Annotated in this window: 11 protein-coding genes and 1 pseudogene; 11 read left to right on the top strand and 1 reads right to left on the bottom strand. The window is 59.7% G+C overall.

Translation table 11 applies throughout. The annotated features are described in order from the left end of the window. Genes PGC08_RS12360 through PGC08_RS12345 form a run of 4 tightly spaced genes read left to right on the top strand, consistent with a single transcriptional unit; the run spans window position 1 to window position 15796 of the window. Window positions 1–4755, top strand: a complete 4755-nt coding sequence (locus PGC08_RS12360) for an Eco57I restriction-modification methylase domain-containing protein (RefSeq protein ID WP_271708515.1) — start codon at window positions 1–3, stop codon at window positions 4753–4755. Then, window positions 4752–11534, top strand: a complete 6783-nt coding sequence (locus tag PGC08_RS12355; protein ID WP_271708514.1) for a DEAD/DEAH box helicase — start codon at window positions 4752–4754, stop codon at window positions 11532–11534. The genes PGC08_RS12360 and PGC08_RS12355 overlap by 4 nt, the downstream gene beginning before the upstream one ends. Next, window positions 11531–14008, top strand: a complete 2478-nt coding sequence (locus PGC08_RS12350) for a UvrD-helicase domain-containing protein (protein ID WP_271708513.1) — start codon at window positions 11531–11533, stop codon at window positions 14006–14008. Before PGC08_RS12355 ends, PGC08_RS12350 begins: the two co-directional genes overlap by 4 nt. Window positions 14009–14041: 33 nt before the next feature. Next, on the top strand, window positions 14042–15796 hold the full coding sequence (locus PGC08_RS12345; protein ID WP_271708512.1) for an AIPR family protein: 1755 nt from the start codon (window positions 14042–14044) through the stop codon (window positions 15794–15796). Between the two features lie 155 nt (window positions 15797–15951). Here the strand turns inward: PGC08_RS12345 and PGC08_RS12340 are convergent. Then, a pseudogene (locus PGC08_RS12340) lies at window positions 15952–16923 on the bottom strand (quinone oxidoreductase family protein). Between the two features lie 44 nt (window positions 16924–16967). On the opposite strand from PGC08_RS12340, the gene argC reads away from it, so the two are divergent. From argC to argH, 7 genes are all read left to right on the top strand, one after another. Then, window positions 16968–18077 (top strand): N-acetyl-gamma-glutamyl-phosphate reductase, encoded by a 1110-nt coding sequence (argC, locus tag PGC08_RS12335; protein WP_271708511.1) that lies wholly within the window; start codon window positions 16968–16970, stop codon window positions 18075–18077. Further along, window positions 18074–19252 (top strand): bifunctional glutamate N-acetyltransferase/amino-acid acetyltransferase ArgJ, encoded by a 1179-nt coding sequence (gene argJ / locus PGC08_RS12330; protein ID WP_271708510.1) that lies wholly within the window; start codon window positions 18074–18076, stop codon window positions 19250–19252. The genes argC and argJ overlap by 4 nt, the downstream gene beginning before the upstream one ends. Further along, window positions 19249–20250: an acetylglutamate kinase gene (gene argB / locus PGC08_RS12325; protein WP_271708509.1), complete on the top strand. Its 1002-nt coding sequence runs from the start codon at window positions 19249–19251 to the stop codon at window positions 20248–20250. Before argJ ends, argB begins: the two co-directional genes overlap by 4 nt. Beyond that, on the top strand, window positions 20243–21460 hold the full coding sequence (locus PGC08_RS12320; RefSeq protein WP_271708508.1) for an acetylornithine transaminase: 1218 nt from the start codon (window positions 20243–20245) through the stop codon (window positions 21458–21460). The genes argB and PGC08_RS12320 overlap by 8 nt, the downstream gene beginning before the upstream one ends. Before the next feature lie 93 nt (window positions 21461–21553). Then, window positions 21554–22477: an ornithine carbamoyltransferase gene (gene argF, locus PGC08_RS12315; RefSeq protein WP_271708507.1), complete on the top strand. Its 924-nt coding sequence runs from the start codon at window positions 21554–21556 to the stop codon at window positions 22475–22477. Then, a complete protein-coding gene (locus PGC08_RS12310) occupies window positions 22474–23007 on the top strand; it encodes an arginine repressor (RefSeq protein ID WP_271708506.1) in 534 nt (177 codons plus the stop codon). The genes argF and PGC08_RS12310 overlap by 4 nt, the downstream gene beginning before the upstream one ends. A gap of 76 nt (window positions 23008–23083) precedes the next feature. Further along, window positions 23084–24505: an argininosuccinate lyase gene (gene argH, locus PGC08_RS12305; protein WP_271708505.1), complete on the top strand. Its 1422-nt coding sequence runs from the start codon at window positions 23084–23086 to the stop codon at window positions 24503–24505. Window positions 24506–24558: the final 53 nt, after the last annotated feature.

Below are 24558 nucleotides of genomic sequence, written 5' to 3'. Positions count from 1 at the left end.
ATGGATGAACTCACCGTTGTTCAGGACTTCGTCAGCGACGACTACTTCACCTCGGATTCCACCAAGGAATCGTTCAAGGCCAAAGCCCTGGAACTGCGCAAGGAATGGGAACAGGAAAGCTCCGACGCCGAGGCTGAAGGTCGAACCCTGTCGACGCCTTTGAGCGCATGGTCGGGTGCCAGGCAGAAGCTTCAAAAGCGGCTGGTATCTCTGACAGAAGGCCTCGGAGAAGGAAAGACCTGGAACGATGAGGACGCCGATGAGGTCGTTCGCTTCGACTACGAGCTACTTGATCTGCTCGGATACTCAGCTGGCTACGACATTGTCACAGGCCGAAACCATGATGGTACGGAATCCTCCTATCAGGACGTGCACGGTACTGCGACGACCGAGGACTCGACTCCATTGCTCGTGGTCTTCGCTACTCCGGTCGATGACATCGCTGCCCTTCTCGACAAAGAAGCCTCGACGTTGTTGCGCCCGATCATTCAAACGCTCCCGGGTAGCACCGAGAAACTCGAACGCACCGACTCTGTTGCACGATACTTGTCGAAGCGCTTCGTCGAAGACAATCCTCCGAGCTTCGCGCTCGTCCTCGCCGGGTCAACGATGTTGCTCACTGCGGCGGAACGGTGGCAAGAAGGCCGCTATCTGGCGATCGACCTGGGACTGCTGTTTGAACGTAACGATACGAAGCGTGGGGGAGCCGTCGATCAATTCCTCGCCTGCACCAGTGCTCAGGCACTTGCTCCCACCGCCGAAGGGACAACTTGGTTCTCCGGAGTTCTCGATGACTCCGTTAAGCACACTGAGAAGGTGTCCGAGGACCTTCGTGAAGCTGTTCAGAAATCGATCGAGATCATTGCCAATGAGGTCGTCATTCGACGCCGGCGTGAAAACCTTGACCCTCTGCCGGCCGACGAGGCCCAGGTACTCGCAAAGCAATCACTTCGATTCCTCTACCGCATTCTCTTCCTCCTCTTCGCCGAGGCGTCCCCTGAGCTTGACGTTGTTCCCGTCGGCTCGACGGAATACGAATCCGGATACAGTCTTGACCGGTTGCGCGACCTTGCCCTCGTCGACATTCCCACCCGTAGAGACGGCACCCACCTCTATCAGTCCCTCAACGTTCTGTTCACCCAGATCCAATCCGGTCACAATGATCTCCGGATCGCCGAGGCGGCTGATCGTTCCCATGAAGCCGTGCCGATGAGTGAAGGCCTGGTCTTCCACCCGCTCGAGGCGGATCTGTTCTCGCGGAAGGCTACCGCGCACATCGATGAGGTGGGTCTGGGAAACGACGCGCTCCAGCAAGTTCTCCAAAAGCTGCTCCTCAGCAAGGAATCGGCGAAGAAGGCCCGCGGCTTCATCTCGTATGCGGAGCTCGGAATCAACCAACTCGGCCGAGTCTATGAAGGGCTGATGTCCTACACCGGCTTCTTTGCAGAGACTGACCTTTTCGAAGTGGCCCCCAAGGGAGACTCGAGCAAAGGCAGCTGGGTGGTGCCGACAGATCGAGCAGATCACATCGACGCCGATGACTTCGTGTGTGAGTTCGCCGAGGCGAGCGGTGAATATGCGCCGGTGCGCCATACTAAAGGCAGCTTCGTCTTCAGACTCTCCGGCCGAGACCGGCAGCAGTCGGCATCGTATTACACGCCGGAAGTGCTCACCCGCTTCACGGTGTCTCAAGCACTGGCTGAACTGCTCACCGATGACATGAGCGCCGACGGGATCCTCAGGCTCACCGTATGCGAGCCTGCACTGGGATCCGGTGCATTCGCGTTGGAAGCCGTCAACCAACTCGCCGTCGAATATCTGAGGCGCAAGCAGGACGAGCTGGGGGAGGCCATCGATCCAGCCACATACCAACAGGAACTCCAGAAGACCAAGGCATATATTGCTCTGCACAATGTCTACGGAGTCGACCTCAACTCCACCGCCGTCGAGCTCGCAGAAATCTCACTCTGGCTCGACACGATGGTCGCCGATCTCTCTGCGCCGTGGTTCGGACTGCGACTGCGCCGAGGCAATTCGCTCATCGGCGCTCGCCGCTCTGTCTACGGCCGCAGCACGGTTAAAGACAAGACGTGGTTGAAATCGACCCCGCAGAAGGTTGATTCAGACGAGCGCGATGGACAGAGCATCTATCAGTTCCTCCTTCCTGCCGAGGGGTGGGGCGCCGCAGCCGACGCTAAGGAAGGCAAAGCACTCGCCCCTGAAGCTGTGGCTCGACTGAAGACATGGCGAAAGTCGCAGCGAGTGAAGCTGAGCAACCCGCAGATAGGGCGATTAGTCGGGCTGTCGAAACAGGCTGATGTTCTGTGGGAGATTGCACTCAAACGACTGACCATCGCCGAGGCTGAAACTCGGCGCACGATCAATGTGTGGGGTCTCGAGGAGCCCGAGTCCGGAACCACAATTACTCGGGCAGAGATCGAAGCAAAGCTCGCTGATCCGAACGGTGCCTACCAGCGACTGCGTCGAGTGATGGACGCCTGGTGCGCCCTGTGGTTCTGGCCGCTTACCGAGACCGATATTGAACCACCGTCCGTTGAACAGTGGGTCGACGCGTGCGAGCAAATGCTTGGCAAGCCAGAGGGCGACGTGAAGAGCCGAAGCACCTCGAGAGTTGCAGGCCAGGCGTCGATGTTCGATGTGGATAACTGGTCCGAACTCAATGAGTACGAAGGCAACCAGCGGGCCATTTCAGGTGCCGCATCCACAGTTGAGAAGGTCCTCGATGAGCACCCGTGGCTGAGGATCACTGAAGCGATCGCCGAACAACAGGGCTTCTTCCACTGGGACCTCGACTTCGCCACGGTGTTCCAACGAGGAGGGTTTGACCTTCAGCTCGGTAACCCGCCTTGGGTGCGTCCGACGGTGGACATAGACGCACTCCTCGCCGAGGGCGATCCTTGGTGGCAGCTGACGCTTAAACCATCTGAGACAGTCCGAAATCGAATGCGGGCAAAGACTCTTGAACTGCCAGGGATTGTGGACTTAGTATTGGATGGAATCGTAGACGTCGCTGGAACTAATGAGTATCTAAGTGCGGGCAATAATTATCCCGCCTTGCAAGGACTTCAGGCAGATCTATATCGGTGTTTTATGGAGCAAGTCTGGCGCCACTCTGCGAGTGCTGGTGTCACTGGACTAATCCACCCTGAATCTCATTTCACGGACTCAAGAGCAGGTTACCTTCGCCAGCAAACGTATCGACGCCTACGCCGACACTGGCAGTTCATTAATGAGTTAAAACTATTCGAAATTGCTCACATATTCAACTTTGGAGTCCATGTCTATGGGGCTTTCTCTGAGGAGATAAAGTTTTTAAACGCCTCGAACTTGTATCACCCAGATACAGTAGATCGATCATTGAAACATGATGGTTCGGGAGCGGATCCAGGAATAAAGACTCCAGAAGATTCGTGGGATTTGCGGCCCCACAAGTCGAGAATTGTTAATGTGGACAATAGCAAGCTGAATCAGTGGGCCGTAGTTCTAGGCGAGTACGAATCGATTTCTGCGCAGACCCCGTTGATCTATACGGTTAATTCCTCAGCTGACTCTGTGTTGGCGAAATTGTCTCTGGCGAGACGTGTCGGAGCTTCGGGCCCACAGTTCAGTTCTGGGTGGCACGAGAAGTCCGATAGACAAGCCGGTAGATTTGAGCTTCAGTGGGGTAGACCTGCTGATTGGAGCAATGTAATTTATCAAGGGCCAAATTTGCATGTTGGCACCCCGGTATATAAATATCCGAACCCAAGCATGAAAAGTCATGGCGACTGGCATAACGTCGACATTGAACACCTTCCTGGGGACGCTGTGCCGGTGACGAGTTATAAGCCGATTCGCGATGGCAAGTACGACCAGCTCTACACCCACTGGACCCTCCCCAACGGCGACCGAGTCGCCGCCCGCGACTACTACCGAATCGCCTGGCGTGCAATGGCTGCCAACACAGGCGAGCGGACGTTAATCCCTGCGCTGATTCCTCCGGGCGTAGCGCATATCAACGGTGTGTTTAGTTATGGATTCGACTCCGATCATGATTTGTTGCTTGCAAGCGGATCAATGAGTTCTTTGCTGTCTGATTTCGCAGTTCGTGTTGCACCGAAGAGTGGAATCTATCCCGCCGTTACGGCCCGCCTTCCTTTGCCGAATTCCGATCATCCGCTCGCTGCGGATGTTAAAGTACGAGTTCTCCTCCTCAACTCCCTGACTGACGGTTATGCCGACCTCTGGAACTCACTCAGTGACCTCACTTCCGATGGCCAAGCCTGGACTGGCGGATACGGATACCCGGACTCCGTGTCCATGGATGTGCTCGACTACGAGTGGTCGGAAAGCTCGCCACTTCGTCTCGCTGCAGACCGGCGTCAAGCTCAGGTTGAGATTGATGCGCTCGTGGCGCTCATGCTCGGTGTGAGCGCCGACGAACTCTGTTCGATCTATCGCACGCAGTTTCCCGTCCTGTACAAGTACGACACTCAACGAGACCACTTCGACCAGAACGGTCGCATCGTACCTGCCGACGTTCTCAAAACGTGGCAGAAACTCGGCGACGCAGCCGACGAGGATGACCTCTCGGCGACGAATGCGCAAGGCTTTGAGTACACGTATGTGCCGCCGTTCCGCACGTTCGACCGTGAAGCCGATATGCGTACCGCCTATGCCGAGTTTGAACAGCGTCTCGCTGATAAGGGAGAGAGCGTGCGCGAGCCGTCGAATAGCCAAGGAGCAGTCTCATGAGTCAGCTGTTGCCCACCGCTCAAGCTCGTCGTGCTCGTGAGTCACTGACGGAATACCTGCGGACCACCTTTGCCCTTGCAGACAAAGAAGTGCAGACGGCACTTGATCGTTTCCTCCGTGATCCCGAGACCGGCATTTTCAAAGGTCCATACATTCGCACGCGGACACCGTTCAAGCCACAGCCTGGCGGGGGAGACGCTCTCGAGATCACGCCCGGCAAATTCGAACCCTACGGCCATCAGGCCCGAGCCTTTGAACGGCTGAGCAGCCGCAATCTCGGCGAGGGCCAGCGCCCTCAACCCACTCTGGTCACCACCGGAACAGGATCAGGTAAGACCGAGTCGTTCCTCTACCCGATCCTTGACCACGTGGTCCGTCATCGTCGACGCGGCGGGGCAGGCGTCAGCGGTCTCATCCTCTATCCGATGAATGCGCTGGCCACAGACCAAGCCCAGCGACTGGCGCGGATGATCACTGACGATCCCCAACTCGGCGGCATTCGCGCTGCTATCTACACCGGCGATGATGGAGACGCAAAGCGCTCTCGTGTCACTGCCGATGGTCTCATCAATGATCGAGAAGCAATCCAGTCGAATCCACCGGACATCTTGCTGACGAACTACAAGATGCTCGACCAGATGCTTCTGCGCGTTGCCGATCAGAAGATTTGGTCGGAAAGCGCGCTGAGCCTGCGCTACCTCGTCCTCGACGAGTTCCACACCTACGACGGTGCCCAGGGAACCGACGTTGCTATGCTGTTGCGCCGCCTGGGCGCCAAACTGAAATCACAGTGGCCCGACAACGGCCCTGAAATCACCGACGATGATCGTACCCGACCGCTCGGGCTGATAACACCCGTAGCGACGAGCGCAACACTGGGGGACAAGAACGATCCGAGTCGAATTCTCACCTTCGCTCGCACCGTCTTCGGAGACGAGTTCGACAATGACTCCGTCGTCACCGAATCACGCTATACGGTCGGGGAATGGGCCACGCTCCCCGGTGCTGAACTCAGTGCTGCGCGGGAGAATCTTGAACCGATCGAGGATCCCAGTGCTCTCGACATCAATGCAGCTGTGAGCTGGATCGAAAACGGTCAGAAGAACTCCGGCGACGAAATCACCGGTCGCCGAGCATTCGCCACCCTCTTCCGCATACGCGAGGATTCAAACGCGACCGCCGTCACTGACCCCGCCCCGGAGCCTGAGTGGAAGATGGCGCTCGACCACCTCGGCGAGGACACAGCCCAACTCCTCACTCTGGCCAAGAGACATCCGTGGATTCGGACCTTCCTCGAATCGACCACCTCGGCGAAAAGCCTCGACGAACTGGCGGCGAACCTCCTGGGAGATCGCGGCACGACGGCCCAGAACTATATCGGCCACATCATCGCCGGGTTGAGCACCATACGCGCCGCTGAACGACTCGCGGCACCCACGATCGACGTACACATGTGGGTGCGCGCCTTGACAAGGATCGACCGCGTCGCGGGCGGAGAAACAGAATTCGCCTGGGCCGACGACGGGCATCTCATCACTGCCGATACAGGAACCTGGGATGACAACTCAGCCCGAGAGCGGTTCCCCGCGATCTACTGCCGCAACTGCGGACGCAACGGCTGGGGAGTCGTGAAGTCCGCAGTCGGCAACCAGCTTGCTGCACCGGATGAGGATAAGAACATCCGCCGCGAATCGATGTCGAAGAACACACGCTACCGTGCACTCATCAGCGCCGGAGGCGAAGCCGACCGCTTCGAACTCTCCGGCGGCAATGCGGACGAACTGCACGAGAATCTCACCGCATTCAACGTCCGCAACCGTGACTTCATCAGCCCCGATCGCATCTTCGGAACTCCGACGATCCCCGATGACCTCGCTGAAGCTCTCGACGCAGGCGACATTCTGCCCGTACTAGTCTTCCAAGGCTCTGACGCCGAGGAGAAGTCCAAAGCCGAATACTGCCCTGCCTGCGGTGAACGCGATTCCATTCGCTTCCTCGGGTCAGCTGTCGCAACACTGCTCTCCGTGAGCCTGTCGACTCTCTTCGGCGACCAGAACCTCGACGACAACGAGAAGAAGTCCCTCGTCTTCACCGACTCCGTGCAGGATGCAGCCCACCGCGCCGGATTCGTCGAATCCCGCTCTCATGTTCTGACCCTGAGAAACGTCATTGCCGAAGCAATCGGCGACTACAGCACACTCGAAGCAGTCGCCGGACAGATCATTTCCCAAGCCGGCGAAGACACTGCTAAGCGATACAGAGTGCTGCCACCCGAGTTCTCCACCGACCGCTTCGCCGATGTGCGCACCTGGTGGCAGCAACCGCAGCGGACCAATAGGCGAGCCGTCGAGAAAGTGACGAAGCGACTGTCCTTCGACGCAGCCCTCGAGTTCGGTCTGCAGTCCCGGTACGGACGGACCTTATCGACCACTGGAACCGTCTACGCTGAAGTGGCGCTGCCAGAGGCGGGAATGCTCGATCGGCTCACGGCCGAAGTCCTCACCGAAGCCGGCGAGGTTGCGGGGGTCCTCGATCTGGGGGACACGGACCAACGAGGAGAAAGCACCACCTCGGCGAGGAAGCGCATCGCATGGGTCCGCGCCGTCGTCGAACGACTGCGCACGCAGGGCGCCATTCACCATCCGTGGCTTGACCGTTACGTCGCCAGCGGAGGATACCGAATCTGGATCTGGGGAAAGCGCAAGCGGGACCAAGGCATGCCGGCGTTCCCCAGCGGCCGCAATGCGCCGGCATTCGCGGTCACCGGAATGACCCGTAAGTCAATCGGTGGCCGAGGTGGCTCACAATTCGACATGGTCGAATCCAACCAAGGGTGGTACGCCAGATATGCAGCCCGAACTTTTGGCGTCACGGCCAACCACGGGGCCGGACTGACGAAACTCCTCCTGCAGAAGCTCGCCGTCGAAGGAATTCTGAGGGCCATGCCTGTCAAGGACTCCGATGCCGTCGCCTACGGAATTGATCCAGTCCGCATTCAGCTGGAACGAGCCTTCAGCGACGTCAATGAGAAGTCAGAGAACCTGGTCTGCTCCGTGTGCAAAACGGAATTCCCCGCTGCCCATCAGACCCTGCGTGACCTCGAGGACGCGAACTGCCTCATGGTCGGCTGTGCAGGCAGGCTGACAGGAGGCACCGTCGAAGGGAACTTCTACCGCAATCTCTATACAAGTGCACAGATGACGCGCATCGTCGCTCGTGAGCACTCGAGCATGCTCGAAACCGACGATCGCAAGGCCTACGAAGACGGATTCAAACACGGCTCGGACGATCCCTCAGCACCGAATGTCCTCGTCGCCACACCCACTTTGGAGATGGGCATCGACATCGGCGACCTGTCAACAGTGATGCTTGGATCCCTCCCGGAGACCGTCGCCTCATACGTGCAACGAGTCGGACGCGCAGGACGACTCACCGGAAACGCGCTCAACCTCGCCATCGTCGGCAGCACCGGGAAAGAACTGCGCACCATCCATGAGCCGCTGTCGATCATCAACGGATCGGTGCAGCCGCCGGCGACCTATCTTGACGCCGTCGAAATCATCAAACGCCAGTATCTCGCCTTCCTCATGGACCGCCTTGCTCAGGCGCCCGGAGCTGTTCCCGTGCACGGAGTAGGAGAGGTCTTCGGCGCCGAGCTGGATCATTCGCCATTTCTCAATTCGGTCATCGACCTCAACTGTGAGTCACACGTTGAACTGCTTCCCGAGTTCCTCGCAGGATTCGGCGAGCTCATCGATCAGGCGAAGACAGAGCTCATCGCATGGGCCGAGGTAGCAGACGACGGTTCATGCGGGCTCCAGGCAACTGTGTGGCAAGCGCATCGGGAGTACCGGACGGAAGTCGAATCGCTGCAGCATCAGTTGACAGAGATCAATCGAGTCATCAACGAACTCGCTGCCGCGGCGGCCAACGAGGCAACAGCAACCGAAGAAGACAAGGATGCCTACCGGCAAGCAGTTTCGGCGCAAAGAGCGACGGAACGACGCTTGGAGAACGAACGTCGCCGGTACTGGATCGAAGCCCTCGAGACCTATCAACTGCTGCCCAACTACACCCTCCTCGACGACACCACCCAACTCGACGTGGCGGTGCGCTGGCGGGACGAAGATACGCAAACTTATGAAAGTGAGCGGATCGAGTTCGAACGCGGAGCCAGACAGGCGCTGCGCGATTTCGCTCCAGGATCGACCTTCTACGGACGCTCCCTGGCGACGCGCATCGACGCGATCGAACTCGGGCCGCACCGGCAGGAAGTCTACGAACTGAGATTATGCGCCGAATGCGGATACTCCCATGACCATCGGACCAGTGTCACACCGCCAACGCAATGTCCTAGGTGTGGCGATGCCTCGATCGCTGACGTCGGTCAGCGGCTCAAAGCGATTCAGCTGCGCAAAGTCAGCGCCATGGTCAATCGTGATGAGGCAAGAATCAGCGATGTCGATGACGAACGTCGTCTGCGTTCATACATGATTGCCCCGACGGCCGACATCGATCCGGCCATGATGAATTCCCGTTGGTTCGTCGACGGCTACGGTCTTGGCGTCAGTTACCTCAACTCGGTGACAGTGACGACGACGAACTTCGGCACCCGCGGAAAGGGCCAGGAGATTCTGGCTGCGGGGGAGACCATCGTCAACTCCGGATTCGTTGTCTGCGATCACTGTGGAAAGCTTGACAGCTCTACCAACGGCAATCAACGGACCGATCACAGACCATGGTGTCCGAAGCGCGAGGATCTTGAAGAGTCGAATCTCAATCTTGTGCTCACACACAGCCTCACCACTCAAGGTGCGCTGATCCGACTTCCGGAGAATCTCCTCGTCGGGGAACACAACGCACTGATGACCCTGCAAGCGGCGATCCGGTTGGGCCTGGCCAAGCACCTCGGCGGGGATCCGGACCACATCGACATCATTCCGGCTAAGGAACCGCTCGACGGTGGAGGAGTCGTCGAAGCGCTCCTCCTGCACGACATCGTGCCCGGCGGAACCGGGTATCTCGCTGACCTGCGTGAGCCGGAGACCATGTGGAAGGTGCTGTACGAGGCGTGGCGGCATTTGGCCGAATGCGAGTGCCGGGAGCAGAACCTCTGGGCATGCGCGAAATGTCTGCTTCCCTACGTACCGCGCACTGCGTCGTCGACGGTGAGCCGTTCCATCGCCGAACAGAAACTGAAAGAGCTTCTGCTCGCCGGGCGCGCGAGCGACGAACTCAGTGGAGTCGCAGAAGCCGATGACGAGAAGCGATGGGAAGTCACTTCCGAGGTTCCTCAGACGATGGATCCCGAGTCGTTCCTCGAACGACGGTTCCGTCAGGTCTTCCGTGAACGGTTGGAACGAGCAAACGTCGATGTGCAGGATAAGCCTGCACCAACGGGTACCGAGCTCGAGATCCAGCAGTTGGGCTCGAGGCTCAAGTGGCGAATGATTCCTCAGGTGAACCTGGGACGGACGAAACCGGACTTCCTCCTCAGGTGTGAATCCCCGGATGTACCGGACATCGCGATCTACACGGATGGTCGGGCATTCCATGCTTCTCATGCCGTCAACCGCCTCGCCGACGATGCGGCAAAGCGTGCGTGGGTACGAAGCCAGGGAAACATGGTTATCGCGATCACAAGTGCCGATGTTGACGAAGCCGCAGAAGTACTGAAGGGCGGTGGACTGCACGACTCAAATGGTTTCGGCGCGGCCAAGAGGCCCCCATGGTTCTCGAAAACGGTGGTATCCAGTGTGCTCAATCGCCCCGAATTCGGCTGGACTGCGCAATCAGAAGACGCACTCGGAAATCCACTAGACGTACTGGTCGGTCTGATTCAGGCCGTGAACTCCAATGAGCCGGGCGTTCCACAGTCCATGGTGGCTGCAGGAAACGGGGCTCCTCTGTTCTTCGCCATGCATCGCGGGAACAAGCGAATTGTCCAAGTTGCGGCCACTGGCGAATTGGCTGGAGCAGTCGTCGATGATGCCATCGGTGACGCTCCGCTGACGGATCATCCTCAGGGATCGTCGCCCACTGGGTTTCGACATGGATTCTTATGGAATCGTGGCGCGCTGCGGGTGATTGCCGCGCCAGTGGACAATGACATGATTCGCTTCGATATTGCTGCAGTGATTGATGATCGAGAGGAATCAGTTGCCATCGGCGACGAGTTCACCGATGCATGGCAGGAATGGCTGCGCATCTCGAATATCGTGGCCGTGCGAGCACCGGGATCTCGGGTGGAACTGACGACCATTTCAGCGGTGCTCAGCGACAGTGGTATGGGCGACGCTGGAGACGCCGTGGGCGAGCACGCGGCCGACCGTCTGTCGAGTCTGCCTGGTTCAGATTACGAAGCCGCTCCGAGCACAGTTGGGGTTGACTACGCCGCCGTCTCCGGTGGCGGTGTCCCACTGTCAAAGGAATGGAACGAGCTTCTGTCTCAGCAGAGTCTTCTCTCAGCGAAGGAATTGAAGTTTGCTCGTGATCTGGCAGAGGCAGGAGTTGAGGAAGTCCCAGTGTGGGGTGAGGAGACCGATGAGGGCGTCTCTCTCGACTTCGCATGGCCAGAAAAGAAGCTAGCAGTGCTGCTCGATCCGATCGATGGTGACGAGGAAGAGCTGCGAAACAGCGGGTGGACTCTCGTGTCCGCGGCGGTCGCTACAGTGAAATCAGCTTTGGGGCACTCAGGTAGCGGCAGCACTGGAGAGCAGCCGGACCAAGGCAAAGACGATGAAGGCAGCAACTTCAACGGGGAGGTCTCGGACCGATGAACATCACAATGCACAAGAACATGTCCAAGATGGAGAAGTCCATCAAGGGCAAGGTGATGGAATTCCTGATGAAACTCGATGCTGACGAATCCTCGTCGGGACTTCACATCGAGCCGATTCGGAACTCTGCTGACCGTCGTTTTCGTACCGGTCGAGTCGACAAATTCTGGCGAGCGGTTCTCTTCAAGCTGACCGGCAAGAGTGGTACGAGCTGGGTCATCTACGGGGTCTACCCGCATGACAAAGCCATCGAGATGGCCCGTTTCCTCAAGCTCGACGTCAATCCGACGAACGGCGTCACTGAAATCACTCTTGTCGACAAGGTCGATGCAGATGAACTCGCGTCACGATTGGAAACGCCGAATTCCAATCAAGCGCCTGTTGCTGCAGCGTCCGCGGAGGAGATGGTCGACAATTATGCGCCCGGCACGAATCATTCTGAAGCCGTCAAAGCAAGCCTTCCCGCGACCTTCGGGCGCACGGAGGCGGACCCGGTCTTCGGCGACAAACCGTTGGCGGAAACCCTCGGCGCTGTGCCGGACACCAAGCTCATCTCCGAACTGGGCATGTGGCGCAGTGTCGTAGCAAAAGCGCGATCGTGCCGGTCCGTGGACGAATTGCTTGATGGTCTGGAATCCTTGGGCGCGCCTGAGTGGCAATCGGACGCAATGTTGGATCTGGCATCGGGGACTTCATACGAAGACATCGTCAAGAAACTCTTCGACACGGGTAGCGATGATACGAGGCTGTCGGATGCTTCTGCTGCTTATCCTCGTGTGGCGTCTGACCTGGCGGAATCCGACCGGCCCACGGGTGTTCCTGCTCTGCCTGACAATGTTGAACTGAGCCAGGACGACGCACTCATCGCAGGACTTCGCACCTCGGCCGCTCAGTTGAGCTTCGCGGAGGTCGAGAACGAAGACGAGCTCAAGCGTGTAGCTGAGGGCGGAGACTTCGAAGCATGGCGGGTCTTCTTGCATCCGGAGCAAAGGCGCTGGGCACAGCGCGGTTACAACGGGCCATTCCGCCTGTCAGGAGGCGCCGGGACCGGCAAAACCGTCGTTCTGCTTCATCGCGCAGTACGGCTTGCCAACGCCACTGCCCCAGCTGATGGTCCGGCACCGCGAGTTGTCTTGACGACTTTCACCCGGAACTTGGCGAGTGAACTTGATGCTCAGGTGTCCACGCTGGACAACTCAGTCCCGCGTGCGGGGAAGCTTGGCAAAGGCGGGCTGTACGTCGCAGGTGTCGATCAGCTTGTTGCGGAAGTTCTTCGCGGAGCTAACGCTGACGAACTGTTGCAGGCAACAACTACACTCTTGGGGCGTGCGCACCAGAACGTCACGAATCGTAGCGAAGATGCCGATTGGGACCGAGTTCTGCAGTCGGTTTCCGCCGATTTACCAGAACGGACCCGGAATCGCGTCTTCCTTAAGGACGAATACGAGCAGGTGGTATTGCCGAACCGCATCTCGGATAAGCCAGAGTATCTTCGAATCCGCAGGCCCGGCCGTGGAGTGAAACTGAGCCGCCTGCAGCGGTCGTTTGTTTGGGACGTCTTCGAAGCGTACCGCGCAAGGACCGCAACGAACAACTCAGTCAGCTTCGAAGAAGCTAGCCATCTTGCTGCTGTGATCTTGGAGGATCGGGCAAACGTAGATGACCGCCCTGAGGTTCCGGAAAGCCAACGACGCGCTGCCTATCCGGCCGATCATTTGCTAGTCGACGAGGGGCAGGATCTCAACCCCGGTCACTGGATGTTTCTACGTGCCCTTGTTCGGCCAGGACGAGACGATCTCTTCATCGGTGAAGATTCACATCAGCGGATCTATGGCAGCAAAGTTGTATTGTCTCGGTTCGGAATCAGCATCGTCGGGCGATCTCGTAGGCTCACGCTCAATTACCGCACAACTGAACAGAACCTTGCTTTCGGGCTTCACATCCTCTCGGGAGGATCGTTTACAGACCTGGAAGATTCGGAAGAGTCAGTAGAGGGATACCGATCGTTGCGAGCCGGGGAACCGCCAGTTGTTCGTGGGTTTGAAAACCTCGACGAAGAGCTCGAGGCTGTGGCCGACGTTCTGAAGTTGTGGCTGTCACGGTGTGACACCGACCCGACGCTGAAACCCGAACAGATCGCCGTCCTGGTGAGGAGCGATCCGGGGAAAGCGGCACGGCGTTTAGGCGAGCTGGATGTGATTGTGCAGTCCGTTGGCAGGGGGCTGATCCAAGACGGTCTTCCTGTCGTCATGACAATGCACCGGGCCAAAGGTACAGAGTTCCGGAATGTTGTGATCATGCATGCCGGCAGTTCTGACATCCCATCGCCTCTGAACTCACGCTTCCAGCCGGATGAGTTCATCGAGGACTTCAATCTGCGCGAACGGTCGTTGCTCTATGTTGCAGCGACACGGGCTCGGGATCAGCTGGTGGTGACGCACTCCGGAGATTTAAGCGTCATATTTCAAGACTAGTCGACTGAACGTCTACCCGGAAAGGTGAGTCTAATGCAAAGCAATGATGTGGTTCTTCTCAACCGAATGTTGGAGGAGCGACTTTCGCCTACTCCGAGCGACCGTGAGAGAGGAGAAAACTTTGAACAATTCACGGCTGAGCTCATTCTTCGTGATGAAGATATCAGTATTGAAGAAATAAACTCCGGAATTGTAGGGGGAGGTCGAGACGGCGGGGTCGACTCAATTTACACATTCTTACACGGACAGCTTCTGGCAGAAGATTCTGATCAATTGCGTGATGAATTCGATGTTACAAATGTTCCAAGAAACGCAGAGTTGCGTTTAGTAATAATTCAATCGAAGCTTGAGCAGTCGTTCCGTGAGTCTGCAATCGATAAGCTTAAGGATACTTTCGAATATTTGACCGACATGTCGCTAGATTTGACTTTGGCGAAACAGATCTATGCAAGCGATTTGATTGAAAAATTTGGTATATTCAAATCCGTGTGGGAGAAATATAATGCCAGATCCTTGAGGTTCAAAATAGAATTCCACTATGCCACTCGAGGCAAGACCTCCGACATTTCTTCAGCGTTGAAAGTTCGAGGAGATATTCTGAAGCGGTCCGCTGAGGACATCGTAATCGGTGAGAGCAGCATCGCTGTCAACTTCCTTGGTGCTCGTGAGTTGTGGGTGAAGGGCAACGCTCAGCCGTCTTATAATTTGCAACTGCAGTTTGAAGATTATGTTACAAAGGGAGATTCGTACTCGGGTCTTGTTACGATACCTGAATATTACAACTTCATCTCAGATGATAGTGGTCAAATAAGGCAGCATCTTTTTGATTTTAACGTTCGCGACTACCAGGGGAAAGTTACTGTTAATAAGGGCATTAGAAGTTCCCTTGAGGGTGACGGGAACGTTGAATTCTGGTGGCTAAATAATGGTGTCACGATTTTGTGCTCCAGGGTCAACATAAGTGGGAGTAAGACATTCGCGCTGGAAGATGTTCAGGTGGTAAATGGTATGCAAACGTCGCATGTGATACACGAGGTTCTTTCCACGCGACACAAGGACGGATCGATTGATGAGTTGCCTGCCTGGTCTGTGCACGTTCGGGTAATTCAAACTAGCGACGAGACAGTCAGGGACCAGATAATTCGAGCAACAAATAGTCAGACTAAAGTTGATGATGCTTCATTGCATGCAACTGAGGATATTCATCGAGAAATTGAATCCTACTTTAAATCTCACAATTGGTTCTACGACCGAAGGAAGAATTTTCATAAGAACCAAGGGCGACCTGTTGATCGGATAGTTGGTATTTCGGCACTGGCGCAATTTATGATGGCCATAGGCATGAGTCGGCCCAATGATGCCCGTGCTCGGCCCTCGACTTTGCTGAAAAAGACTGAAGATTACAATTCTGTCTTCGGTAAGGGAGTGTCGCTGGAGACATTTCTTGGAGTGACGAAAATGCAGAAATCCGTGGACCGATACCTGTCTACGAGTGAAATTGTCGATAGCGCCTATGTTAAAACCAACTGTCGGTTCTATGTGGGCATGTATATTGTGGCGAGCCGTGCCAAAGATGTTTTACGTAGTCCGACCCAGCTGAAATCTGAGTGGTTAGAGTCTGACGGCCTCGATCAGGAGAAGGTTGATGCCGTTATCGACGTTGTGTTGAGCAAGGCTAATGACTTGAATTTGAAGCATGGATGGGCACTTGATAGATCGGCTAAGTCGGGTGAGCTGGCCGACCTTGTGGCAAAGCATGCGCTTTCATCGGACCGGGTGCCGGTTTGATATGACGGAGCTCATCGTTGAAGTGAGGGTGGTTTAGCTAGAGTCCGTAATTGTGTTGCTCTAAAGCGGGCGCATCACTGCCCGCTTTGTAGAGTCGTGCACCTATTTTGTTCCTGTAGCCCGAGGGGTGGCTATGTGCAGGATTGTTGCGTTAGTCACTTGGTCAGCACCACTTTCCCGGTAGTCTCCCGCCCCTCCAGTGCCCGATGCGCGTCGCAGCATCAGCCAATGCAAACGTCGCACCAACCTGGAAGTTCAACCAGCCATGCTCAATCCCGTTGAAGAGCATGGACGAGCGCTTCGCCAACTCCTCCGATGACCGGACGAACCACGCCAGCGAAGGCCGGGACAGGAAGATGCCGCCCGAGGAGTTCAACCGCTGAATGTCGAACGGCGGCACCTGTCCCGAGGCTCCGCCGAAGAGCACCATCGAACCGAGTGGTTTGAGCGATGCGAGGGAGGCATCGAAGGTGTCCTTGCCGACGCCGTCATAAGCGACCTCGACACCTTCGCCATCAGTCAATTCGCGCACCTTCGCGGTCACGTCGACACCCTCGCCGTAGAGGAACACCTCGTCGGCTCCGGCCTTGCGTGCCAGCTCAGCCTTCTCCTCGGTGCTCACGGTCGAGATGACGTTGCCGCCCAGATGCTTGATGATCTGTGTGAGTAGGAGTCCGACTCCGCCGGCGCGCGTGGACGAGGGCAGTATGTCCTGGCTTGATCTCGTGCGAGCTTGTGGCCAGGTACTGGGCGGTCAGGCCCTGCAGTGGCATTGCGGCAGCAACCTCGGTGCTCACGCCCTCGTGTACGCGCAGTAGGTTATCGGTCTTGACGACAACCTGGGTGGCATACGAACCCGGACCCTCGTGCCAGGCGACGCGGTCGCCAACGGACCAGCTCGCCACACCTTCGCCCACCTCGGCGATGTGGCCGGTACCCTCAGAGCCGACGATATGCGGGTAGCTCATGGGATAGGTGCCCGAACGACGGTACGTGTCGATGAAGTTCACACCCGCGGCCGCGACGTCGACGAGGACCTCACCAGGACCGGGCTGAGGAGTGTCGACCTCATTGAACTCGAGAACCTCGGGTCCACCTGCTCGCATCGCCTGAATAGCCTGGGTCATCACGCCTCCTGCATATAATTTAATGTGCTGGTATAGTTATACATATGAATGATCTTACGGTTGCCGTCTCCGGTGCCACCGGATACGCCGGGGGAGAGGTCCTCCGGCTGCTGAGCACTCACCCTCATCTCAACGTCACCACGGTGTGCGGACATTCCTCCGTGGGTGAGACGCTCGGCCGACATCAACCCCATCTTGCCCGATATTCCGATTTCGTGGTCAAGGAGTCCACCGCCGAGGTGCTCGCCGGCCACGATGTCGTTATCCTTGCTCTCCCACACGGTCAGTCCGGAGCGATCGCCGCCGAGCTCGAAGAATCGAGCCCCGAGACGCTCATCGTCGACCTCGCCGCCGACCACCGCCTCATCAGCGCCGCAGCCTGGGCGAAGTTCTACGGCTCTGAGCACCAAGGCACTTGGACCTACGGCCTGCCCGAACTGCTCACTGCCGATGGCACGAAGCAGCGCGAAGGACTCAAGGACACGAAGCGCATCGCGGTCCCCGGCTGCAATGTCACCGCAGTGACGCTTGGGCTCGCCCCGCTCATCCAGGCCGGACTTGCCGCACCGACAGCACTCAACGCAGTCCTCGCCAACGGCGTCTCCGGGGCCGGCAAGGCGCTTAAGCCACACCTCACCGCCGCTGAGGTCCTCGGCGATGCTTCTCCCTATGGCACCGGCGGTACACACCGTCACGTGCCCGAGATCGAGCAGAACCTCAATGGCGTCCTCGGCGCCGATGCTGCAGATGGCCCGACGCGGATCTCCTTCACCCCGACGCTCGTGCCCATGGCCCGGGGGATACTGGCTACCATCACCGCCGAGCCGGGGGAGTCCGCACCGAGAACCGCCGAGGGCCTCCTCGACGCCGCGGCACTCAAAGACCAGCTGGCCCAGGCATTCGACCAGGCCTACGCCGACGAACCCTTCGTCCGCGTATTGCCCGAAGGCCAATGGCCGCGTACCTCCTCGACCACCGGATCGAACCTCGCGCACGTCCAGTTCACCGTCGACGAACGCGCCGAGAAGATCCTCATCGTCGTGGCCCTGGACAACCTGGTCCGCGGAACCGCCGGCCAGGCCCTGCAGTCCATCCACCTTGCCCTCGGCCTCGACGAGACCACCGCACTTCCCCTTGAAGGAGTTGCACCATGAGCGTGACCGCACCACTCGGCTTCACAGCCGCCGGCCTGACCGCCGGACTCAAACCCAGCGGGACCAAAGACCTCTCACTCGTCATCAACACCGGCCCCGACACTGCTGTCGCCGCCGTGTACACCTCGAATCGCTGCAAAGCCAACCCCGTCCTGTGGTCCCAGAAGGTCTCCGCCAACGGTCAAGCCCGGGCCGTTGTGCTCAACTCCGGGGGAGCCAACTGCTACACCGGCGACTTCGGGTACGAGACGACCACCCTGACCGCACAGACCACCGCCGAACTCCTCACCAAGGCCGGCACCACAACAGCGGCCGAAGACATCCTCGTCTGCTCGACCGGACTCATCGGCGTCGGCGGCCAGGACTTCCGCGACACCATCATCGACAACCTCCCACCACTAGTGGCCGCCGCCGATGACACCGTGACCGGAGGCGAACACGCCGCCGAGGCGATCATGACCACCGACACCGTGGCCAAGACCGCCACCCGTGAAGGCTCATCCGGGTACACGATCGGCGGTATGGCCAAGGGTGCGGGCATGCTCGCCCCCGGTCTGGCCACCATGCTCGTCGTTATCACCACCGACGCGACAGTCGACCAGGCTGTGCTCGATCAGGCGCTGCGGGCCTCGACGAGTCGAAGCTTCGACCGCCTCGACACCGACGGGTGCATGTCGACGAATGACACCGTCATCCTCATGTCCTCCGGCTCCCACGAAGCAGCCGTCGATACGGACGAGTTCACCAGCCTGCTGCGCGAACTCTGCCTCGACCTCATGCACCAGCTCCACGTCGATGCCGAAGGCGCCCACCACGACATCGCCATCACCACACAGGGGGCGGCCAGCGAGGCCGAGGCTGTCGAGGTCTCCCGCTCCGTGTCACGCTCGGCCCTGTTCAAGGCCGCGATCTTCGGTCAGGACCCGAACTGGGGACGCGTCGTCGCCCAGGTGGGGACCACCTCGGCGACCTTCGACCCCACGGCCATCGACGTGATCATCAACGGCACCGAGGTGTGCCGCGCCTCTGGTCCCTATGAGGACCCGGAGAAGGTCACATTCGACCGGAACGTCGACGTCGTCATCGACCTCCACGCAGGAGATCACACCGCCACGGTCTGGACCTCGGACCTCACCCACGATTACGTCGAAGAGAACAGCGCCTACTCCACATGAGCAACCCACACGACATGTCCACGAAGTCCACGGCAGCCCGGCTCGCCGCCGCCCAGGTCAAGGCCGAGGCCCTGACCGAGGCGCTGCCGTGGATCAAGACCTTCGCCGGTGCCACGATCGTCATCAAGTACGGCGGCAACGCGATGATCTCCCCGGAGCTGCAGCAGTCCTTCGCCGACGACATCGCGTTCCTGCGCTTCGCGGGCATCCGACCCGTCGTCGTCCACGGCGGCGGACCGCAGATCACCTCGATGCTGGCTCGCTTGGGTATCGAAAGCGAGTTCAAGGCCGGACAGAGAGTCACGAGTGAAGAGGCCGCCGAGGTCATCCGTATGGTGCTGTCCGGCCAGGTCAACCGCGACATCGTCTCCCGCATCAACCAGAACGGCAATGCCGCAATCGGGCTCTCCGGTGAGGACGCGGACCTGCTGTTGGCCAACAAGACCCACGCCGAGGTGGACGGCGAGGTCATCGACCTCGGCCGGGTGGGTGAGATCGCCGAAGTCAACACCACCGTGCTCACCGAGCTCCTCGACGCCGGGCGGGTGCCCGTCATCTGTTCGATCGCCTCGGAGATCGACGGGGAGGCCGGCAAGCCCCTGAACATCAACGCCGACCTCGCCGCCTCCGCCGTGGCGAAAGCCTTGCGCGCCGACAAACTGATCATGCTCACCGATGTGCCCGGCCTCTACGCCAACTGGCCCGATACCTCGAGCCTGATCTCACGCATAGGACCGAAGAAGCTGCGCGAACTGCTGCCCAGCCTCGACGCGGGCATGATCCCGAAGATGACCGCGGCCCTCGAGGCCATCGAGCACGGGGTGCAGCAGGCACACATCATCGACGGCCGCATGGCGCACTCGCTTCTCCTCGAGGTCTTCACCTCCGAGGGCATCGGCACCATGGTCGAAGACACCGTCGTCGAACCCGCACCACTGGGTGACGGACACAAGGGCGAAGGACACGAGACAAGCACGGAGGAGACGAACGATGAATGAGACAAACGCTGTGACAGACCAGGCCCAGACCTGGCGCGATGACTTCTCCCGCGTCCTCTCACCGGTCTTCGGCTCACCCCAGCTCGACCTCGTCCGCGGAGCGGGCGTGCGCGCGTGGGACGCCTCGGGCAAGGAATACCTCGACCTTCTCGCCGGCATCGCCGTCAATGCACTCGGCCACTGCCACCCCGCGTGGGTCAAGGCCATCACCGAGCAGGCGTCGACCCTGGGCCACATTTCGAACTTCTTCACCTCACCGCCGCAGATCGCCCTCGCGGCCAAACTTCACGAGGTCCTCGACCTGCCCAGCGGTTCGGCCGTGTTCTTCTCGAACTCCGGCACCGAAGCCAATGAGGCAGCCTTCAAGATGGCCCGCCGTGCTGGGGGTGGATCACGCCCGATCATCATCGCCATCGAGGGCGCCTTCCATGGCAGGACCATGGGCGCGCTCGCACTGACAGCCAAGGCCGCCTACCGCGAACCCTTCGCACCCGGAGTCCCCGGCGTCGTCCACATTCCCTACGGAGACGTCGACGCGCTCGCCGCAGCCATCAACGACACCACTGCCGCCGTCTTCATCGAACCCATCCAGGGCGAGGTCGGAGTCCGGCAGCACCCGGCCGGCTACCTCACCAAGGTCCGTGAACTCACCCGCGAGGCCGGGGCCCTCCTCGTCCTCGACGAGGTCCAGTCCGGTGTGGCGCGGACCGGATCGTGGTTCGCCCACCAGGACCCGGAGATCGGCGAAGGCGTCGTCCCCGACATCATCACCTCGGCGAAGGGTCTGGGCGGGGGCATGCCGATCGGGGCCACCATCACCGTCGGCGATGCCAACACCAAACTCCTCGAAGCCGGACAGCACGGGACCACCTTCGGTGGAAACCCCATCGCCTGCGCGGCGGGACTGGCCGTACTCGAAACCATCGAGACCGACAACTTGCTCGCCCACACCCGGGAGACTGGGGCCTGGTTGACTGAACAGCTGATGGAAATCGACGGCATCGAGAAGGTCACCGGCACCGGACTGCTCCTCGGCCTCGAACTGGCCGCCGGCCTCGATGAGAAGGCGATCGCCGCCCGCGCGCTCGAGGCCGGATTCATCATCAACCCCGTCGCACCCGGACGCCTGCGCCTGGCACCACCGCTGATCATCACGAAAGACGATCTCGCACCGTTCGTGACCGCCCTGCCCGGACTGCTGCACGGCTGAACACATCCGCCGCCCACCTAGCGGCCACCTCGGCGACCGGGCAATCCACGCTCACAGCCCGGTTGCCCCACACAGACTGACAAAGGACACACCATGACACGGCATTTCCTCAAGGACACCGACCTCACCCCGGCCGAACAGGCGCAAGTCCTCGACCTCGCAGTTGAGCTCAAGGCAGCCCCGTACTCGCGCACCCCGCTGGCGGGACCGCAGACCGCGGCAGTCATCTTCGACAAGACCTCGACGAGGACCCGCGTGTCCTTCGCCGCCGGCATTGCCGCCCTTGGCGGGCAGCCGCTCATCATCAACCCCGGTGAGGCGCAGCTGGGACACAAGGAATCCATCGCCGACACCGCCCAGGTCATGTCGCGCATGGTCTCGGCCATCGTCTGGCGCACCTACGCTCAGGCAGGCCTCGAAGAGATGGCCCAGAACTCATCCGTCCCGGTCATCAACTCACTCTCCGATGACTACCACCCCTGCCAGATCCTGGCCGACCTGCTCACCATCCGCGAACACCGCGGCGACGTCCCCGGCCAGACCATGACCTACTACGGCGATGGGGCCAACAACATGGCCAACTCCTACGTCCTCGGCGGAGTCAACGCCGGCATGCACGTGCGCATCGCCGCCCCCGCCGACTACCAGCCGGCCGAGGCCATCATCGCCGAGGCGAACGAACTCGCCCAGGCCACCGGCGGCTCCGTCACGGTCACCGACGACCCCGTGGCTGCCGCCCAGGGAGCCGATGTCCTCGTCACCGACACCTGGGTGTCCATGGGCCAGGATTCGACCGGGCGCGATGACGAAGCCTCACCCTTCGTGAAGTACCAGGTCTCACAGGAGCTGATGAACTTGGGCAACGACCCGATCTTCCTCCACTGCCTGCCGGCCTACCGGGGCAAAGAGGTCACGGCCGAGGTTATCGACGGTCCCGCCTCGGTAGTCTTCGATGAAGCAGAGAACCGCCTCCACGCGCAGAAGGCACTCATGACATTCCTGCTGGAGACGCGATGAGCGACAACGCCACATCACCGACGAACTCGGCGCCGCTGACGAAGACCGCGCGGCAGCAGAAGATCATCGATCTCATTACCCGCAAATCCGTGCATTCGCAGATCGACCTGGCCGAGAACCTGGCAACGATGGGCATCACCGTCACCCAGGCGACACTCTCACGTGACCTCGCCGAGGTGGGGGCCGTGAAGATCCGGTCCACCGCCGGATCCGTCTACGCCGTCCCCGGTGAGGGCGGCGACCGCAGCCTGCAGCAATCGACCGGTGACAGCCTGGATGCGAAGCTGCCGAGGCTGCTCGAAGAGCTCCTCGTCTCCGCGGCAGCTCAGAAGGACATGGTCGTTCTGCGCACCCCGCCCGGAGCCGCCCAATATTTGGCCTCGGCGATCGACCGCTCCTCGATGACCGGGATCTTCGGAACCATTGCCGGCGACGACACTGTCCTCGTCATTGCCGACTCCACAATCGGGGGACAAGCCTTGGCGGAGACGTTCCTCGAATACGCGGCCGGCGGCCTCGGCGAGGGATGAAGCCTGAGACAATGACAACGAACGATGACGAATTGACCGGTGACGTGAAAGCGACAACGGTGGGGAAGGACCTTTTGTGAGCGAACGACTGAGCCTATGGGGCGGACGATTCTCGGACGGCCCGGCCGATGCACTGGCCGCACTGAGCAAATCGACGGACTTCGACTGGCGTCTGGCCCACTACGACATCGCCGGTTCGAAGGCCCACGCAAAGGTGCTGCACCGCTCGGGTCTGCTCAGCGACGACGAGCTGCAGGGAATGACCGAGGCACTTGACGAACTCGGCCGCCGCGTCGAAACCGGCGAATACGTTGCCGCCGAATCGGATGAGGACGTCCACTCCTCACTCGAGCGCGGACTCATCGAGATCGCCGGAGCTGACCTCGGCGGAAAACTGCGTGCCGGCCGGTCCCGCAACGACCAGATCGCGACCCTGGGGCGCATGTACCTGCGCGATCACGCTCGTGATCTGGCCAGTCTGGTCCTCGACGCCGTCGAGGTCCTCATCGCCCAGGCTGAAGAGCACCCCGAAGCGCCGATGCCCGGTCGCACCCACCTGCAGCACGCACAGCCTGTGCTCCTGGCCCACCACCTGTTGGCCCATGCATGGCCGTTGCTGCGTGACGTCGCCCGGTTCGTCGACTTCGATGAGCGTGCCGGCATCTCTGCCTACGGTTCGGGGGCCCTGGCCGGATCGTCGCTGGGTCTCGACCCACAGGCTGTGGCCGCAGATCTGGGCTTCAACGACTCGGCAGAGAACTCGATCGACGGCACCGCAGGTCGCGATGTCTTCGCCGAGTACCTGTTCATCACCACGATGATCGGCATCAATCTCTCCCGTCTGAGCGAGGAAGTCATCGCCTGGGCGACTAAGGAATTCTCCTTCGTCACCCTCCACGATGCGTACTCGACGGGCTCGTCGATCATGCCGCAGAAGAAGAACCCCGACGTCGCCGAGCTGACGCGCGGAAAGTCCGGTCGCCTCATCGGTGACCTCACCGGGCTGCTCTCCACGCTCAAGGCGCTGCCGCTGGCCTACAACCGTGACCTGCAGGAAGACAAAGAGCCGGTCTTCGACGCCACCGACACCCTCGAACTTCTGCTCCCGGCCTTCACCGGCATGGTCGCCACGCTGAAGTTCAACACCGAACGCATGGCCTACCTGGCACCGCGCGGATTCGCCTTGGCCACAGACATCGCCGAATGGCTCGTCCGCAAGGGCGTGCCCTTCCGCATCGCCCACGAACTCTCCGGGGAATGCGTGCAGCTGGCCGAGTCGAAGGATGCCGAGCTGTGGGATCTCACAGACGAAGAATTCGCCGGCATCTCCGAACACCTGACGCCAGACGTCCGCGAAGTGCTCACCACTCTCGGGTCGGTCGACTCCCGCAGCTCCAAGGGCGGAACCGCCCGGTCCGCCGTGGACCAGCAGCTGGCCAATGCGAAAGCCGAGGTTGCAAAGCTGCGCGAGTTCGCCGATTCGGCTCGGAGCGTGTGAGCGTCCTTCTTTTCGAAGGAAAACGATTCCAGGGACGCTGTTGAGCATTGTGT

This window comes from Brevibacterium sp. BDJS002 (assembly GCF_028201555.1).
GTDB lineage: Bacteria > Actinomycetota > Actinomycetes > Actinomycetales > Brevibacteriaceae > Brevibacterium > Brevibacterium aurantiacum.
This window is presented reverse-complemented; position numbering and strand designations above follow the sequence as displayed.